Source organism: Aeromonas sp. s13 (assembly GCF_040907905.1).
GTDB classification, from domain to species: Bacteria; Pseudomonadota; Gammaproteobacteria; order Enterobacterales; family Aeromonadaceae; genus Aeromonas; species Aeromonas veronii.
Genome location: NZ_JBFOCS010000061.1, coordinates 1 through 17,595, shown reverse-complemented (window position 1 = coordinate 17,595; position 17,595 = coordinate 1). Strand labels below are relative to the sequence as shown.

Annotated in this window: 13 protein-coding genes; 3 read left to right on the top strand and 10 right to left on the bottom strand. The window is 62.2% G+C overall.

The genetic code is table 11. From position 1 onward, the window contains the following. Positions 1-213: 213 nt before the first annotated feature. The 3 genes from AB5Y82_RS10925 to AB5Y82_RS10915 form a co-directional block, all read right to left on the bottom strand. Positions 214-3,966 carry an AAA family ATPase gene (locus AB5Y82_RS10925; protein WP_111901519.1) on the bottom strand — a complete coding sequence of 1,251 codons (3,753 nt, stop codon included), beginning with the start codon at positions 3,964-3,966 and terminating at the stop codon, positions 214-216. Then, a complete protein-coding gene (locus AB5Y82_RS10920) occupies positions 3,963-5,189 on the bottom strand; it encodes an exonuclease SbcCD subunit D C-terminal domain-containing protein (protein ID WP_111901520.1) in 1,227 nt (408 codons plus the stop codon). Before AB5Y82_RS10920 ends, AB5Y82_RS10925 begins: the two co-directional genes overlap by 4 nt. A gap of 103 nt (positions 5,190-5,292) precedes the next feature. Further along, a complete protein-coding gene (locus AB5Y82_RS10915) occupies positions 5,293-5,721 on the bottom strand; it encodes a GNAT family N-acetyltransferase (RefSeq protein WP_005338252.1) in 429 nt (142 codons plus the stop codon). Between the two features lie 177 nt (positions 5,722-5,898). Between AB5Y82_RS10915 and rdgC the strand changes: the two genes are divergently transcribed. Further along, positions 5,899-6,810: a recombination-associated protein RdgC gene (rdgC, locus tag AB5Y82_RS10910; protein ID WP_005347467.1), complete on the top strand. Its 912-nt coding sequence runs from the start codon at positions 5,899-5,901 to the stop codon at positions 6,808-6,810. Positions 6,811-7,001: 191 nt separating this feature from the next. Beyond that, positions 7,002-8,783, top strand: coding sequence for a gamma-glutamyltransferase (ggt, locus tag AB5Y82_RS10905; RefSeq protein WP_368173950.1), 1,782 nt, complete (start codon positions 7,002-7,004; stop codon positions 8,781-8,783). 64 nt (positions 8,784-8,847) lie between these two features. On the opposite strand, the gene AB5Y82_RS10900 is transcribed toward ggt, so the two are convergent. Then, positions 8,848-9,318: an FKBP-type peptidyl-prolyl cis-trans isomerase gene (locus tag AB5Y82_RS10900; RefSeq protein ID WP_111901522.1), complete on the bottom strand. Its 471-nt coding sequence runs from the start codon at positions 9,316-9,318 to the stop codon at positions 8,848-8,850. A 174-nt stretch (positions 9,319-9,492) separates the two neighbouring features. Continuing rightward, a complete protein-coding gene (locus AB5Y82_RS10895) occupies positions 9,493-10,641 on the bottom strand; it encodes a sodium:phosphate symporter (RefSeq protein ID WP_005359054.1) in 1,149 nt (382 codons plus the stop codon). Positions 10,642-10,890: 249 nt separating this feature from the next. Between AB5Y82_RS10895 and AB5Y82_RS10890 the strand changes: the two genes are divergently transcribed. Next, a complete protein-coding gene (locus tag AB5Y82_RS10890) occupies positions 10,891-11,262 on the top strand; it encodes a hypothetical protein (protein ID WP_111901523.1) in 372 nt (123 codons plus the stop codon). Positions 11,263-11,359: 97 nt separating this feature from the next. Here AB5Y82_RS10890 and AB5Y82_RS10885 read toward each other — a convergent pair whose 3' ends face one another. The 5 genes from AB5Y82_RS10885 to AB5Y82_RS10865 form a co-directional block, all read right to left on the bottom strand. Then, on the bottom strand, positions 11,360-12,706 hold the full coding sequence (locus tag AB5Y82_RS10885; RefSeq protein ID WP_064341208.1) for an APC family permease: 1,347 nt from the start codon (positions 12,704-12,706) through the stop codon (positions 11,360-11,362). Further along, on the bottom strand, positions 12,706-12,972 hold the full coding sequence (locus AB5Y82_RS10880) for a hypothetical protein (protein WP_021230505.1): 267 nt from the start codon (positions 12,970-12,972) through the stop codon (positions 12,706-12,708). The genes AB5Y82_RS10885 and AB5Y82_RS10880 overlap by 1 nt, the downstream gene beginning before the upstream one ends. A 538-nt stretch (positions 12,973-13,510) precedes the next feature. Next, positions 13,511-14,860 (bottom strand): APC family permease, encoded by a 1,350-nt coding sequence (locus tag AB5Y82_RS10875; RefSeq protein WP_005359067.1) that lies wholly within the window; start codon positions 14,858-14,860, stop codon positions 13,511-13,513. Positions 14,861-15,225: 365 nt separating this feature from the next. Beyond that, positions 15,226-16,515 (bottom strand): 4-aminobutyrate--2-oxoglutarate transaminase, encoded by a 1,290-nt coding sequence (gabT, locus tag AB5Y82_RS10870; RefSeq protein WP_368173949.1) that lies wholly within the window; start codon positions 16,513-16,515, stop codon positions 15,226-15,228. 122 nt (positions 16,516-16,637) lie between these two features. Then, a partial coding sequence (locus AB5Y82_RS10865; RefSeq protein WP_368173948.1) for an aldehyde dehydrogenase family protein occupies positions 16,638-17,595 on the bottom strand: 958 nt, incomplete at its 5' end.

Below are 17,595 nucleotides of genomic sequence, written 5' to 3'. Positions count from 1 at the left end.
TGTTTGTAGGTGAGCTCGCCTTTTTCAATCTGCTCGACCAGTGCCAGTTTAAAAGTCAGCGAGTAATCGCGCTGTGTCCGTTTCACACCTTGTCCCATCGGGTTCTCCATTTATTGGGGGGAAAGGTGTAAACCATATTCAGGACGGGACAATGTCTAACAAAAGGCCCCATCTGATGATGGGGCCTTTTCATGTCACGATCTTGTCTCTCGTTTACGGGACGCTCACTCGGCTCTCGCCGCCGCCGAGGGCTTCGACCCTGATCTGCACGCCGATCCGCTCCACCAGCGTCTGGACGTGGGAGATGACCCCGATCTGGCGGCCGGCGGCCTGCAGGGAGTCGAGGCTGGCGAGCGCCAGATCCAGACTGTCCGGATCCAGGGTGCCAAACCCCTCGTCGATAAAGAGCGATTCGACCTGGGTCTGCCGTGACGAGAGGCTGGAGAGGGCCAGCGCCAGCGCCAGCGACACCAGAAAACTCTCGCCACCGGAGAGGGAGTCCACCGAGCGCACCTCGTCCCCCATGTCGAGATCCACCACTTGCAGCGCCAGATCGGTACCGGGTACTCGCTCCAGCCGGTAGCGCGGCGAGAGCTCGGCGAGCTGGGCGTTGGCCTCCAGCAGCAGACGCTCGAGGGTAAGGCTCTGGGCGAAGGTGCGGAACTTGGCGCCGTTGGCTTGCCCGATCAGATCGCACAGCTGCTGCCAGTGGTCGGCCACTGCCTGCTGGGCGGCCAGCTCCTGTTGCAGGCTGCCCGCCTTGAGGGCAGCTGCTTCGGCTTGTGCCAGCTTGCTCTTGCACTCGAACAGCTGCTCTTCAAGGGCGCGACAACGGGCATCGAGTGCCGCCAGCTGATCGCTCAGCTCTGCATCCGGCAGGGCAGCCAGCTCGGGGTGGTGCTCGCGATAGCGATCCCGCTTGCTCTCCTCCAGTGCCAGCGCCCGTTGCCGCTCGGCAAGGCGGGTGCGCGCCTCGCCAAGGGCATCTTCCAACCCTTGCTGGGCAGAGCGGCGAGCCTTGAGTTCATCGGGGCTGATGGCGAGCAGGCGGCGCAGGTCGTACTCGGCAATGCCAAGGGTGCTGGCGTGGGCAGCCCAGCGCGCCAGTACCTCCCGCTTGCGGCGGCTGCTGGTCTGCTTTTCCTGCTCCACATGGGTGAGGCGGGTCTTGAGTTCAGTCTGCCGCTCCCGCAGAGCGCGGGCGCCGCTTTGCATCAGCTCCAGTTCGCTGGCGAGTTGTTGCAGTCGTTGCTGCCAGCGGTTCTCGACCAGCGGGATCTCCTCGCCACCGAGACAATCGCTGCGGCTGGTGAGCAGCCCCTGCCGTTGCTGCTCGTGCTCCTTGTAGTCCCGCTCGAGTTTGTGCAGCAGCTCGCGCTGGGTCTGCAGGCGTGCCTCCTGCGCACTCAGGGCGGGGGTGAGGCTTGCGATCTCGCTGGCCAGCCGCTCCCACTCGCTCTGGCCGTGCAGCCAGGCTTCGCAGGTCCGCTGCCACTCGTGCCACTGCTGGCTGCCGAGCCATTGGCGCCACGGTTGGCCGCCCATCTGCTCGTCGAGGCGGTGGGCGCCTTGTTCCAGACGCTGGCGCAGGGTCGCCTCCTGTTCGCCCATCCCCTTCGCTTCCCCTTCCAGTGCGATGCGCTGGCGGTCGGCCTCCTGCCACTGCAGGTCAAACTGCTGGTGCTGGGCAGCCAGTTGGCTCAGTTGCTGACGCACCCCTTGCAGCTGTTGTTGGCCAAGCTGGGCCTGACGCAGCAGCTGCTGGCTCTGGGCCAACCCCTGCTCCAGCGCCTGGCCACGGCCAAGCAGGGTGCTCATCAGCTCGTTCCACTCAATGGGGCTCTGGCGCAGCGGCAGCGGATGGCCGAGCAGGGTATCGCCCCCCAGCTGTTGCCAGCGCAGGGTCAGCTGCTCGGCGCGGGTTTCCAGCTCCGGCAGATGTTGCTGACGCACCGCCAGCTGGCGGGCCAGCTCCTGACGCTCGCTCTCGCACTGAATGTATTGATGGTTGAGCCGCTCCCACTCCAGTTCCAGACTGCGGGCCCGCTCCGCCAGCTGACCCAGGATCCCCGCTACCTGGGGTTGGCTCTGGCTGTAGGGGTGCTCCCCGGAACCGCACAGCGGGCAAGGTTCGCCATCGCTCAGGATATGGCGATACTGCTCGAAGCTGGCGATGGCACGGGACTGCTCCAGCGCGTGGCGCGCCTCATCCCGCTGCAGGGCGAGCCGCTCGCGGGCGGGGGCCAGCTCTTCGCCGAGGGTGGCGAGCTTGCCCAGCGCCTGCTCCAGCTGGGCAATCTCCTGCTGCAAGCGGCCATGCTGCTCGCCGTGGTTGCGGCCGTAATCGGCCAGCTCCAGCAACTGGCGCAGCTGACCCAGCTGTTCGGTTTGCTGCTGCCATTGCTCCTGCGCCTTGGCGAGGCGGCTCTCCCACTGTTGCTCCTGCAGCTCGTTCTGTTGCTGTTGCAGCCGGGCTTGTTCATGTTGCCAGTAGTCGCGCTCCTGCTGACCTTGCTCCAGCTGGCGCTGCAACTGTTGCAGGGCGCGCAACTTGTGATCGCGCAGGGTGAGCAGTTGCTGCAGCTTGTCGGCATCCTCGGCCCAATCCTGCATGGCGGTGAGCAGGGGCTGCCACTGGCGGGCAACCGGTGCCAGCTCCTTGTGCTCTTCGAGCCAAAGTCCCCACTGCTGGTGCTGCTGCTTGAGCAGCTCCACCTGTCGGCTCTGCTCGCGCCAGCCCTGCTCCAGCGTGAGTTGCACTTCTCGCTCTTGCGCCCCCTCCTGCTGGATCTTCTGCAACTGCTGCACTTTTTCCCGGATGCGGGTATCAAGCTCCTGCGCCCGCTTGAGTTCGGGTTGCAGGGCACCCCATTCCCGCTCGGCGGCGATCTTCTCCGCCAGCAACTGCTGCTCGGTCAGCGCGCTCTGCTGGGTCTGCTCTTCGAGTTTGGCCAGCTCCGGCCCAAGCTCGGCGATCACCTTCTCCTGCTGCTGCACTTCCAGAGTGAGGCGGGCCAGCTCGTCGTGATCGGCGCGGGCCACCTGGGCCTGTTCGGCACGGGCAAACTCCTCGCGCTCGGGGGCCGCGGCGCCGTGGGCCTGCAGGGCGGCATCGAGCGCCGCTTGTCCCTCGGCGCAGCCCTGCAACTGGGCTGCAATGCGGCTGTTGAGGTCGCGTAAGTCCTGCATCAGCTGCTGCTGTTGCTGCTCGTGCTTGAGGGTGGTCGAGAGGCTTACCTGCTGACTTACCCACTGTTCGCGGGTGGCCTCGTCCATCAGCGCCACGTCGCCCAGGCGCTGGGCGATGGTGGCCAGCTTCTGCTGCTCTTCCCGCGCCCGTTCATAGGTCTGGATGGAGATGGCGGAGTAGAGCTCGGTGCCGGTCATCCGTTCGAGCAGGGCGGAGCGCTCGTTGGCGTCCGATTTGAGGAAGGCAGCAAACTCCCCCTGCGGCAGGATCACCGCGCGGCGAAACTGCTCCCAGGAGAGTCCCACCAGCTCGTCGATGCGATCCTGCAGCTCCCGCTTGCTGCCGGAGAAGACCTGCCCCGACTCCACATCGGTCAGGGTGCGCTCTTGCGCCTGAAAACGTCCCTCCGAGCGGTTTCGCGCCCGGCGCACCGCCCAGCGGGCCAGCCAGATGCGGCCATCACAGCCACGAAACTGCACCTCGGCAAAACCGCTGGCGTGACCGCGGCTGAGGATGCCTCGTACATCGTTGGCCTTGAGTTTCTCTTCGTCATCTATGCGGCCCACTTCGGCCACGTTCTTGCGATTGGCGATAAAGCGCGGCATCTCGTCGTAGAGGGCCAGACAAATGGCGTCGAGCAGGGTGCTTTTGCCTGCGCCGGTGTTGCCGGTGATGGCAAATAGACCCGCAGCGCCGAGCGCCCCCTTGGTAAAGTCGATGGTGAAGGGGCCGGTCAGACTGGCCAGATTCTCACCTGACAGAGACAAGATTTTCATTGGTTTGACTCCTTCACCTGCTCCAGGATCTTTTCAAACGAGGCAACCAGCCCAGCCTCGGGCTCCCCTTCAAACTGGCGCTGATAGCAGAGGCGAAACACCTCGGTGGGAGAGAGCTCATCGAGCCTGCGCCGCTCGCGACCATCGGCCAGTCCTTCTCCCGAGCCCTGATACTGGGTGCTGATGCGGGTCAGGCGTACCGGCTTGTCTGCGATGGCCGCCAGAATCCGTTCGCGGATGCGGGCCTCGGGCTTGGGCAGCAGCAGCCGCACTTCGAGGAAAGGTTGTGCCTCTTGTGGACAATCAGGCAGTTCGAGCGAAGCGATGGCTTTGAGTGCGTCGTCGAGGGTGCTCTGGGGCAGGCGGATCATCTCCACCGCGCGGGGCACCGGGATCCGCTCCAATCCGGTCAGTTTGCCTTCTGCAAAGGTCACTTCCAGCACCTGATGGTTGTAGTTCGCTTCGGCAAGCGAAAGCGGCAGCGGCGAGCCGCTGTAGTGCACCCCCTCGGCCGGGCTCTGGGCCAGATGGAGGTGGCCGAGCGCCGTGTAATCAGCCGCGGTGAACAGGTCGGCAGGCAGGGCGTGCTGGTTGCCGCCAAGCACCCGCCGCTCCGACAGCTCCGAGAGTTGGCCCGCCGCCAGATAGGCGTGGCCCATGGCGATGAGCGGCAGCGCCTCCCCGCAGCGGGCGCGCCCTTCGGCCAGTACCTCGGCATAGACCTGCCGTACCCCTTCGATCAGCCTGTCCTGCCCCTCTGCCAACTGCTCTACCCGCAGATCGCTGCTGCGCAGGAACGGCACGGCGGCGCACCAGGCGGCAATGTTGCCCTCCTTGTCTTGCAGCGGTACCAGCAGGCGGTCGGTCTCGAGCTTGCCCTCACTGTCGCGACTGATGCTGCCCACCAGATGCAGATCAAAGGCGCGCAGCAGCTCGTGGGGGGCATCGAGCTTGGAGGGGGAGTCGTGGTTGCCGCCGATCAGCACCATGTTGAGGCGGGGCATCTCGGCGCGCAGCCGCGCCAGAAAACGGTAGAGTTGTTGCCAGGCGCTGGCGGGGGGATTGGCGGTATCAAACAGATCGCCCGCCACCAGCAGAGCGTCGATCTCGCGCGCCTTGAGGGTGTCGCTCAGCCAGTCGAGAAAGGCATCGTGTTCAAAACGGCGGTCATGGCCATGAAGTTGATGGCCAAGGTGCCAGTCGGCGGTATGGAGGATTTTCATTGGAAAGCAGCCCGGTTGCAGGGACGGTGCCTGTGGCACCCGATGAAGACAAGATGAGGATGCCCCGTGCTTTTTTCAAGTAAAACAGGGGGCTGGCATCGATTCAGGCCGGTTCGCAGCACATCCGGTATTGGGGGTGGCCGGTGAGGGGATCGGACTCCTCGGCCTCAATGACAAAACCGTGGCGGCGATAGAAACGCACCGCCTGGTCATTCTCGACAAAGACTCTGGCGTGGAGCGACGCACCCTGACGCTTCGCCTCCTGCAAGAGGGCATGGCCGACGCCGCGGCCCTGACGGTCGGGGCGCACGAACAGGGCGGCGAGATAGTTGTCCACCAGCGCCATGAAACCGAGCAGATCGCCACGCTCCTCGAACACCCAGATGGCGGCGCGGTCGAGATAGCGGGTACGCAGATCCTCCTGGGCCTGCCACCAGCAGGAGGCATCGACGAAATCGTGGGCCTGCAGGGAGGCCAGCAACCAGATTTCGACGATCTCTTCCATGTCTTCCGGGCGACTGGGCCGCAACATACCTTCATCCTTATTAACAATTTACTTTCGCAGTCTAGGAGAACTTGATGAACAAACAGGTGACATAAATGAGACCCTGTGAGGTCGATCGCCCTTTATTTAGCGAGAATGATTGGCTGATCACAAAGCGCCTCTCTAGTACAATGCCCGCCGGACAATCTAGAGACCGAGGACGCCATGTGGTTTAAAAACCTGCAGATTTATCGCTTTACCCGCCCCTTTGACCTGACCGTTGATCAGCTGGAAACCCAGCTGGAAGCCTGTGCCTTCACCCCTTGCGGCAGTCAGGACATCTCCCGTTTCGGGTGGGTCAAGCCCCTTGGCAAATTCGGCTCAACCCTGACTCACTCTGCCTCCGGCCACATCCTCATCTGCGCCCGCAAAGAGGAGAAGATGCTGCCCGGTACCGTGGTCAAGGAGATGCTGGCCGAGAAGGTAGAGGCGATCGAGTTCGAACAGGGACGCGCCCTCAAGAAGAAAGAGAAGGAGGCGTTGAAAGAGGAGATCCTCCACACCCTGCTGCCCCGTGCCTTCAGTCGTACCAGCCAGACCTTCGCCTGGATCAATCCTGCCGACAATTTGATGGTGGTGGACGCAGGTTCTGCCAAGAAGGCGGACGATCTGCTGGCACTGTTGCGCAAATCCATCGGCTCCCTGCCGGTGGTGCCGGTGGCTCTCAAGAACCCGCCCGAGATCACCATGACCGAGTGGTTGAACGAGGGCAACCTGCCCGCTTCCTTCACGCTGGAAGATGAAGCCGAGCTGCGCAGTGCCATGGAGCACGGCGGTATCATCCGCTGCAAGCAGCAGGATCTGATGACGGATGAAATCAAGAACCACCTGGCCAATGACAAGCTGGTGACCAAGCTGGCCCTCAACTGGGGCGAGACCGTCAGCTTCGTGCTGGGGGATGATCTCTCCATCAAGCGTCTGAAATTCAGCGAAGAGCTGCGCGAGCAGAACGACGACGTCACCAGCGAAGATCCGGCCGCCCGTCTGGATGCCGACTTCGCGCTGGTCACCGCCGAGCTGTCCCAGTTTATCCCGGCGCTGTTTGCCGCCCTGGGTGGCGAAGAGCAGTCCATCTAACCGGACATGCGCCTGTTTGGCCTCTGCCATCCCATCGTAAAAGCCGCCTTCGGGCGGTTTTTTTATACCTATTGCGGATAGCCATTATTGATAGATGAGTAAGATATTGATCTTGCTCAATAACTTGAGCTATCAGCGCCAATCGTGACATAGTCCCTCTTCATGGTCATAAAACAGACAAGGAGAGTGTCATGTTGCGCAAACCTCTGGGGCTGGCTGTCGCCCTTGCCCTGCTGGCCGGTTGTGCCAGTGACAACGGCTTTCACTACACCCCGCCAGCCCAGACCCTGATCGCGCCGGAAGCCGCCAGTGGCTGGACCGACAAACAGGGTTGGCAGGGCCATGACTTCATGGTGGCGGCCGCCAACCCGCTGGCGGTGGATGCGGGCTACCAGATCATCAATGCCGGTGGCAGTGCCGTCGATGCTGCCATTGCGGTGCAGCTGGTATTGACGCTGGTGGAGCCGCAATCTTCCGGGATCGGTGGCGGGACGCTGCTGCTGGTGTGGGATGGCCGCAAGGTGAGTGCGGTGGATGGCCGCGAGACGGCGCCGACTGCTGCCACCGACCAGCTGTTTATGCAAGATGGCAAGCCGCTGGCGTTTTATGACGGGGTGGTGGGGGGCCGCTCGGTCGGCGTTCCCGGCACCCTGCGCGCTCTGGCACTGGCCCATCAGCGTTATGGCAAGCTGCCCTGGGCTGTGCTGTTCGAGCCCGCCATCACGCTGGCAGAACAAGGATTTGTGATAAGTCCACGGCTGGCCACATTGCTGGCCAAGGATCCCTATCTGGCACGGGATCCGCAGGCGCGTGCCTACTTCTATCAGGCGGATGGCAGCCCCAAAACGGCGGGCACCCGGCTGACCAACCCAGCGTTGGCCAGGGTGTTGCGCACTCTGGCCACAGAGGGGGCGGATGCCTTCTATCGGGGGCCGCTGGCGGATGCCATGGTGGCCAAGGTTCGCCAGCATCCCACCAATCCCGGAGTACTGGCGGCCACCGATCTGGCCAGCTATCAGGCCAAAGTGCGTGATGGCCTCTGCTTTGACTATCGCCAGAGCAAGATCTGCGGCTTTCCCACTCCCTCGTCCGGCACCCTGGCGCTCGGCCAGATCTTCGGCATGCTGGAGAGCCGTGATATGGCGGCCCTCAAGCCGATCACCACGAAAGAGGGGGGGCTGGCTGCCTCCAGCGAGGCTATCCACCTCTACAGTGAAGCGGCGCGTCTGGCCTTCGCCGATCGCAACCAGTACGTCGCCGACAGCGATTTTGTCAGCGTGCCGGTGCTGGGGTTGCTGGACAAGGACTATCTGGCCGAGCGGGGCAAGCTTGTCGGTCAGCACTCCATGGGGATTGCCAAGCCCGGTACGCCGCCACTGGCGCTGGCACGCGGCAAGGATGCGACCCCCGAACTCCCCTCTACCAGCCATGTCTCGATCGTCGACAAGGCGGGGATGGCCATCTCCATGACCAGCTCCATCGAGGATGGTTTCGGATCGCGTCAGATGGTCAACGGCTACCTGCTCAACAACCAGCTCACCGATTTCTCCTTCACCTCGGTGGATGCTGCCGGTCTGCCGGTGGCAAATCGGGTGGAGCCGGGCAAGCGGCCCCGATCCTCCATGTCACCCCTGCTGGTGTTTGACAAGCCAAGCGGCGAGCTAACCATGACGCTGGGCTCTCCGGGGGGCTCCGCCATCATCAACTACGTGGGCAAGACCCTGCTCGGCACCCAGGATTGGGGCCTGAACCTGCAACAGGCTATCAACCTGCCCAACTTTGGCAGCCGCAACGGCCCCACCGAGCTGGAAGCGGGACGCACCCCCATGTCGGTGGTCGAGGGATTGAAGGCGAGGGGACATGAGGTGGTGCTGAACGAGCAGACCTCCGGCCTGCAGGGGGTTGAGCGCAACGCTGGCGGCTGGTTTGGTGCAGCCGATCCGCGCCGGGAAGGGATCGCCAAGGGGGAGTAAGGTTCCCATAACAACAAGGCCAGCATAATGCTGGCCTTGTTGTTGATGGAGCGTGACGGAGCGCTTACTGGATACCCAACAGCTCCACATCAAAGATCAGTACGGATCCCGGCGGAATTTTGCCGGCGGCGCGGTCACCGTAGGCGAGGTTGGCCGGGATATAGAAGCGGGTCTTCTCCCCTTCTACCATCAGCTGAACCCCTTCGGTCCACCCCTTGATCACCTGATTAAGGCCAAACTCGATGGGCTCGCCACGGGCGACCGAGCTGTCAAAGATGGTGCCGTCAAGCAGCTTGCCCTCGTAGTGCACCTTCACCTTGCTGGTGGCGGTGGGGTGAACGGTGCCGGTACCCGGAGTCAGCACTTCGTACTGCAGGCCGGAGGCGGTGGTGGTCACCAGCGGTTTCTCCTTGTTGCTGGCGAGGAACTCGGCCCCCTTGCGAACATTATCTTCGGCCAGCTTCTTGTTGTTGCTGCTGGAGTAGAAGTAGTAGGCGACACCGGCAACCAGCAGCGCGATCAGTATGAATTTCATCGGTTTTTCCTGTTCCATGAAATGTAAAAAGTGCAATGAGGGCGCCATCTTATCGCGCACCGCCCCTGATGGCGAGCCACAGGGCGGGAGGATGTGAGCGGGCAGGCAAAGCTCGGAGACGCAGACGGAAAAAGGGGCGAGTCGGTGACTCGCCCCTCGTCATGGCGGCGGCGCTTACTTGGCGGCCACCATCATCAGGGCGGGCAGGGCGAAGAAGAGACCCGTCACATAACCCAGAGCCAGCAGCTTGTTCTCGCTGCCTACCCGGGCCAGCCCCTCGGCGGCGCGCACCGGCAGGTCGCGCAGGAAGGGGATGCCATAGATGATGACCACGGCAAAGAGGTTGAACAGCACGTGGACCAGCGCGATGGTCAGGGCCAGCTGGGCACCGGCTCCGCTGATGGCGGTGGCAGCCAGCAGGGCGGTGATGGTGGTACCGATATTGGCCCCCAGGGTGAAGGGGTAGAGCTGACGGGTGCTGAACACGCCGCCGCCGGCCAGCGGGATCATCAGGCTGGTGGTGGTGGAGGAGGATTGCACCATGATGGTTACCAGCGCACCGGAGGTAATGCCGGTCAGCGGGCCACGGCCCAGCGCCTTGTGCAGCACCTCTTTGGCGCGGCCAACCAGTACCTGTTGCAGCACTTTGCCGAGATACGTGACGCAGGCGAGGATCAGCAGGATACCAATGACGATGGTCGCGATGGCGGCACCCTTGCCCGGCAGGAAGGCAACAGCACTGTCAATCAGCTGCTGGGCCGGTGCGGTCAGCGGCTTCATGAAATCCATGCCCTTCATCGACATGTTGGCGGAGCCTACCAGCAGGTTGGCCAGCCACTCGGCGCTATGTTGCAGCAGACCGAACATCAGTTCCAGCGGCAGGAAGATGAACACCGCCAGCAGGTTGAAAAAGTCGTGCACGGTGGCGGCGGCGAAGGCGCGGCGGAACTCGGCGCGATCCCGCACATGGCCCATGGAGACAATGGTGTTGGTGATGGTGGTGCCGAGGTTGGCACCCATCACCATGGGGATGGCCATGCTGATGGGCAGGCCGCCAGCCACCAGACCGACGATCACCGAGGTGACGGTGCTGGAGGATTGCACCAGCGCGGTAGCGAGAATACCCAGTAGCAGGGCGACAAAGGGGTTGTTGGCAAAGGCGAAGATCTGGGCTGCGCCCTCGGCGCCGCCGGAGAAATCTTTGAAGCCGTGGGAGATGGCGCCCACGGCAACCAGGATCAGGTAGACCAGTACGATGACACTCATCCAGTTGAACAGGGCGCGGGTCGCGGGCGGCTGTGACAAGGAGTGATGGTGTTGCATAAAGCCTCTTGAGACGGTCGTTCCGTCTTGGGTTGTTGATGACCCGCGCATTTAATCAATGGTTAATGACAGAAATATGACAACGTGACATTTCGATGATGTTTTTATGACGACGAACTGCGGCGACAGGCGCTGACCGAGCCGGTTGGCTCTGGGGTGGCAAAAGGGGGGACGAAAGCACTGCCGCCTTGCCAGCCGGAATGTGATCGCTACACTGCGCCCCTTTATTGGCAAGCAGGAGTACACAAGATGATGCGTGCATGGATCCTCTCTCTGTCGCTGGGGCTGCTCTCGGCAGGGGCACAGGCCAGCCTGTTGAAAACCGACTGCAACCTCGACAAGGCCCTCAAAAACGAAGCGGTGAATGCCACTCTGGGGGTCAAGGGCAACTGTGATACCAGCAAGCTGGTGAAGCAGGAGAAAGAGAAGGTGAAAGCTGAGGTGCAAAGAGGCCGCACCGACCTGCTGGGCGAGAAGCGTGCCGACCTCAAGGAGAGCGGCAACGGTATGCAGCAGAAGATGGACAAGGCAAACCAGCAGCTGCACAAGGCGGAGCAGGATGCCAAGACCATCGCTCGCGATCCGCTCAAGGCTGCGGCGACCGCCGTACTGGATAAGTAGTAAGCAGACCGGGCCCAAGCCCGTGTGACCGGCCACAGACCGGCAGCAAAAAGGGGAGCCATGGCTCCCCTTCTGTCTATCCGTTATCCGCAAAGGATCAGGCGTCAGCCGCTTCCTCGTACTGACGGAACGGGATGCGGAACACCGCCAGACGCAGGAACAGGTAGGTTGCGCCAAGGCCTGCCCAGATCAGGCCCAGCTCCAGCGAGCTCTGCTCCAGGTTGATCCATAGCGCACCGATGGTAGCGGCGCCGAGCAGCGGCATCAACAGGTAGATGACGTGATCCTTGAGGGTCTTGTTGCGCTTCTCGCGCACCCAGAACTGACCGATCACCGACAGGTTGACGAAGCTGAACGCCACCAGTGCGCCGAAGTTGACCAGCGCCAGCGCGGTATCCAGATCAAACGACACGGCGGAGAGGGCCAGACCGCCCACCATCAGCACGTTGATGGCCGGGGTGCGGTATTTCGGGTGGATGTAGCCAAACACCCGCTCCGGGATCATGCGGTCACGCCCCATCACGTAGAGGATGCGCGACACACCGGCGTGAGCCGCCATGCCGGAGGCCAGTACCGCGACCGTGGTGCAGACCAGAACCACGGACTGGAAGAAGGTGCCGCCAACGTAGAGCGCGATCTCCGGCAGTACCGCATCCGGATGCTGGAAGCGGGAGAGGCTCGGGAAGTAGAGCTGCAGGCAGTAAGAGACCACCACGAAGATGATGCCGCCGATCAGGGCAGTCAGCACGATCGCCTTGGGGATCACCTTGCCAGCGTTCGGAGTCTCTTCGGAGAGGGAGCTCAGACCGTCAAAGCCCAAGAACGAGAAGCAGAGAATGGTCGCACCGGTAAAGAGCGGTACCAGCTGTGCTGACTCGAAGTGGAACGGACGGCTGCTCATCAGGGTGCCAGCCCCTTCACCGTGGTAGATGCCCCACGCCATCAGGCCGATAAAGAGGGTGATGATGGCCAGCTGGATCACCACGATCAGACCGTTGAAGTTGGCCACCAGATTGATGCCACGCAGGTTCAGGAAGGTCATCACGGTCACCAGACCGAAGATGAACACCCAGGGCTCGACGCCCGGGAACATGGCGGTCAGGTAGATCTTGGCCAGCAGGATGTTGATCATCGGCATGAACATGTAGTCGAGCAGGGATGACCAGCCGACCATGAAACCGACGTAGGGGTTGAACACCTTCTGGGCATAGGTATAGGCAGAGCCCGCAGAGGGGAACTTGCGTACCAGATGTCCGTAGCTGAGAGCGGTGAGCAGGATGCCACCCAGAGCCAGCAGATAGGCGGTGGCGACCCTGCCGTCGGTGATGTCACCGACGATGGCGAAGGTGTCGAAGACAGCCATGGGGGTCAGATAGGCCAGACCCATCACAATCACTTGTGTCAGGGTAAGGGTCTTGAGCAGCTTGGCGTTTTGCGATGCCATTACGCTTTCTCCTCAATCAGTGCCGCAGCACGTGCTTGCAACGAGCGCAGGGATACGATGGATTCGCAAGCCTGTACATCAAGGGCGCCGGGGAGGCGCATACCGGGCTGTACCGGCAGGAAAGCATTAAAACGCCCCATTGTTATCCTCTCAACGTCGGGAGATTGTTTGGCAATCTCGAATATCACTTCCGGAAACGTTCCGGCCTCTTGTGGTGGGTTTGTACTGCACTTCAAAAATACAAAAACCGATGTCGCAGTGAACATCGGTCCTTTATTGGCGGCGTATTGTGCATTCGGTCAGCCCCCTTGACAAGCAAAAAAGGGCGGATTAACGCATTTTTTTGCATACGCACGGAGCAGGTAAGTGGTCACTCGCCCCCTGCAGCCGTCCCCGAGCCGCTCCCCCTTTTTCGGGGGGGAAGAGAACCCTGTCATGGCGTATGAAAAATCGGCAAATCGGGGCTGCAGGGTGCATAGCGCCTCAACATTGATCCTGATCATATTTGGCGGCGTTCCCCCGGGCTCGAGTCCTGCGATCTTATCGGTTGGCGGGGGATGGGAGGGGGTGAAGTGGAAAAAGAGTGGCTGCATATCCATTCACATTAATGACTGAGGATAGAAGGCAACGCGGCTCGGGCCATGGCACGGCGAGCAGCCCGGCTGGGTAGTTATTTGAAATCAGTCACACTTCCTGCAGAAACCGCATTTCTGGCAACCCGTGCTGCTGGCCACCAGAGCACCGCAAAAACAACAAGGAGCCCGCTGGCTCCTTGTTCGCTATCGGGGGGAGGGACGCCAGCGGTTACTGGGCGATCTCCACCTTGTCGGCGGTATGCAGCGGGATGCGGAACACGGTGAGGCGCAGGAACAGGTAGATGGCCCCCAGCGCCGCCCAGATCAGACCCAGCTCGAAGGAAGAGGGCTCGAGGTTGAGCCACAGAACCCCGATGCAGGCGGCGCCACAGAGCGGCAGCAGCAGGTACATCAGGTGGTCCTTGAGACACTTGTTGCGGCCCAGCTTCACATAGAAGTGGGCGATCACCGCCAGATTGACGAAGGTGAAGGCCACCAGGGCGCCAAAGTTGATCAGCGCCAGCGCCATCTCCAGATCCAGCGACACCGCAGAGAGGGCCAGCAGGCCGACCAGCAGCACGTTGAACGCCGGGGTCTGCCACTTCGGATGGATGTAGCCGAAGAAGCGGGCAGGCAGGGCGCGATCACGACCCATCACGTAGAGCAGGCGCGATACACCGGCGTGGGAGGCGAGCCCCGAGGCCAGCACCGCTACTGTGGTGCAGACCAGCACCACCGCCTGAAACAGCTTGCCGCCGACATAGAGGGCGATCTCCGGCAGTACCGCATCCGGATGCTGGAAGCGGGAGATGTCCGGGAAGTAGAGCTGCAGGAAGTAGGAGGTAGTGACGAACAGCACACCGCCGATCAGCGCCGTCAGCACGATGGCGCGGGGGATCACCCGATCCGCGTCCGGGGTCTCTTCCGACAGGGTACTGATGGCGTCAAAACCGAGGAACGACAGACAGAGGATGGAGGCCCCCATCAGCAGCGGTGACACCTGGATCTGCTCGGAGAAGAAGGGACGGCTGCTGGCCACGGTCCCCAACCCTTCACCGTTGTGAACACCCCAGGCGATCAGGCCGATGAAGATGGCGATGATACTGAACTGCATTACCACGATCAGGCTGTTGAAGTTGGCCACCAGCTTGATGCCGCGCAGGTTGAGGGCGGTCATCACCGCCGCCAGACCGAAGATATAGGTCCAGGGCTCTACGTTCGGGAAGAGGGCTTCCAGATAGATCTTGGCCAGCAGCATGTTGATCATCGGCATGAACATGTAGTCGAGCAGGGAGGTCCAGCCCACCATAAAGCCGACATAGGGGTGAAACACCTTCTGGGCATAGGTATAGGCAGAGCCGGCTGACGGGAACTTGCGCACCAGATGGCCGTAGCTCAGGGCAGTGAACAGCATGCCGATGAGGGCAAACAGGTAGGCGGTCGGCACATGACCTTCGGTGATCTCGGTAACGATGCCGAAGGTGTCGAACACCGCCATAGGGGTGAGGTACGCCAGTCCCATAACCACGACCTGCCACAGTTTCAGGGTCTTTTTCAGACCAACCTGCTGGGCCGCCATTATGCATGTTCCTCATGCAGTGCCAGAGTGGCACGGTCCATCAACGAAACCGGGAGAGAGGCCCGGGAATCAAGGGCGCCAGGGCGGCGCACACCGGCCATGGCCGGTTGGAAAGCATTGAGATGCCCCATGTTGTTCCTCACTAGACTTGGTGTCGGGAGACTGCTGCCAATCTCGCTATCTTTTCCGGGGGTGATCCGGCCTCGTTTATGGGTGTGTTCACTGTCTAAAAAAGAACCGATGCCATTGTTTTACATCGGTTCTTTCAGTGGCGGCGCATTGTGCATTTGCAGGGCCCCCTTGACAAGAAAAAAAGGGGCAAAATTGCATTTATTTGCACAGGTGAGTGGTCACTTTCCTGCTGGTCAGGCCAGCACGGCCTCCAGTGATTTTTCAAGGAGTTGCAACCCCTCGTCAATCACTGCCGCAGGGGCTGTCAGGGGGGCGAGAAAACGGATGACATTTGCGCGCACCCCGCATGAGAGCAGGACCAGACCCCGTTTGCCCGCCTCGGCCACCAGACGTTTGGTGAGGTCGGGATCGGGCTGGCTGGCATCACGGCGTTTCACCAGCTCCATGGCCACCATGGCACCGGGGCCGCGAATTTGACCTATGCAGTCAAAATGCTCGGCTATGCGTTCCAGCCCCGCCTTGATCTGCTCCCCCTGATCCAGCGCTTTCTGGTTGAGTTTCTCCTCGTCGATCACCTGCAAGACTGCCAGCGCAGCGGCGCAGGCGATGGGGGAACCGGCATAGGTGCCACCCAGGCCCCCCGGCTTGGCCGCGTTCATGATCTCCGCCTTGCCCACCACCGCCGAGAGAGGGAAGCCCCCCGCCAGACTCTTGGCCAACGTCATGATGTCCGGCTCGATGCCAGCATACTCGGTGGCGAAGGTCTTGCCGGTGCGACAGAAGCCGCTCTGGATCTCGTCGCAGATCAGCAGAATGCCGTGCTGATCGCAGACGCTGCGCAGCTTCTGCATAAAGCTCGGGGAGGCGGGATAGAAGCCCCCTTCGCCCTGTACCGGCTCGATAATGATGGCGGCAACCCGGCTCGGCTCGATGTCGGCGCTGAAGCAGAGCTCGAGGGCGTGCAGGGCATCCTCTTCACTTACCCCGAGATAATCGGCGGGGAAGGGGATGTGGTAGACCTCCCCCGGGAAGGGGCCAAAGCCGGTCTTGTAGGGGACCACTTTGCCGGTGAGCGCCATGCCCATCATGGTGCGGCCGTGAAAGCCCCCCTTGAAGGCGATGGTGCCGCTGCGACCGGTGTGGGCACGGGCAATCTTGATGGCGTTCTCGACCGCCTCGGCGCCGGTGGAGAGAAACAGGGTGCGCTTCGGCGTCGGGCCGGGCACCAGGGCATTGAGCTTCTCGGCAAGCTCGATATAGCCGGGGTAGGGGGTGACCTGAAAGCAGGTGTGGCTGAACTTTTCCAGCTGCTCGCGCACCGCCGCCACCACTTTGGGGTGGTTGTGGCCGGTATTGAGCACGGCGATGCCGGAGGCAAAGTCGATGTAGCGATTGCCCTCCACATCCCACAGCTCGGCATTTTGCGCCCGGTCGATAAAGACCGGCAGCAGGGTGCCAACGCCGTTGACCACGGCCGCTTCGCGGCGCGCTTGCCACGCCTTGTTTGATTCTGACTGACTCATCTTTCCTCCCTGAGGGCCATGGCCCCGAAATTCCCTGAAAATGTGGCGGGCGTTTTGGCGCCCATCACCGCCAATTAGCCCATCGGGCCAGATCGGCGGCGCCTTGTCTCTCTGTTGCAGCCCTAGCGAATGGCGCCAAAGCAGAGGTATTTGGTCTCCAGATACTCCTCCAGCCCCTCGGCGGCCCCTTCCCGGCCCAGACCCGACTCCTTGATGCCGCCAAAGGGGGCCAGCTCGGTGGAGATGATCCCCTCGTTGATGCCGACCATGCCGTACTCCAACTGCTCGGCGACGCGCCACACCCGGGCGATATCGCGGCCATAGAAGTAGGCGGCCAGGCCATAAGGGGTGTCGTTGGCAATGGCGATGGCTTCGGCTTCGGTCTCGAAGCGCACCAGCGGGGCGACCGGGCCGAAGATCTCCTCCTGCAGGATGGGGTTGGTTTTATCCACCTTGCCCAAAATGGTGGGGCGGTAGAAGAGGGGGCCAGCGGGATGGGCTTCGCCCCCCAGCAGCAGTTCGGCACCGGCGGCGACCGATTGCTGCACCAGCTCGGCCACCTTGCTGGCGGCAGCCGGGTTGATGAGCGGGCCGATCTGGGTGCCTTCCGCCATGCCATCTCCCACCTTGAAGGCCTTGACGGCGGCAGTCAGCTTCTCGGCGAAGGCGTCATAGACACTGGCCTGCACCAGAATGCGGTTGGCGCAGACACAGGTCTGCCCGGCGTTGCGGTATTTGGAGGCGAGCGCCCCTGCCACGGCGGCATCGAGGTCGGCGTCGTCAAAGACGATAAAGGGGGCGTTGCCACCCAGCTCCAGCGACAGCTTCTTCATGGTGTCGGCGCACTGGCGCATCAGCAGCTTGCCGATGCGGGTCGAGCCGGTGAAGGAGAGCTTGCGCACCACCGGATTGCTGCACAGCTCGTTGCCCACCGCGCTCGCCTGATGACTGGTGACGATATTGATGACACCGGCGGGGATGCCCGCCTCTCCCGGAGGGAGAGGGGGCAAGACGCCGAGAGCTGCAAGCGGGTGCAAGCGAGATAAAAAGAAAGGGAGCCGGTCAGGCTCCCTTTGATCT